Below are 267 nucleotides of genomic sequence, written 5' to 3'. Positions count from 1 at the left end.
GACGCCGGGTTTTTAACGCTGACCTTTTTTATTGCCCGGTCAGAAATCAAGCTATCATCCCCCTTATAAACAAGATGAGTTAATTGAGTTCTGTCTTTTGCATAGGTCAAGATATATTCATGTTCCCGGGTAAAAATGGATGCAGAGGTTCTTCCACTCTTCCAGATAAATCTTTCAACAAAATTATCTTCACCGAATATTTCATTGCACACATTGGATAAATTAACCACTTCATGGTCATCTATCGATATAAATATCATTCCCTCA

At 37.1% G+C, this 267-nt stretch carries 1 protein-coding gene; it reads right to left on the bottom strand.

Features of this window, described 5'->3' with window-relative positions:
• On the bottom strand, positions 1–267 hold a 267-nt coding region (locus tag PSI23_RS22345; RefSeq protein WP_273557087.1), incomplete at both ends, for a DNA methyltransferase.

Origin of the sequence: Xenorhabdus yunnanensis (assembly GCF_028598805.1) — a bacterium.
Taxonomy (GTDB): domain Bacteria; phylum Pseudomonadota; class Gammaproteobacteria; order Enterobacterales; family Enterobacteriaceae; genus Xenorhabdus; species Xenorhabdus yunnanensis.
Note: the sequence above shows the minus strand (reverse complement) of the source record. Positions and strands in the feature narration are given on the sequence as shown.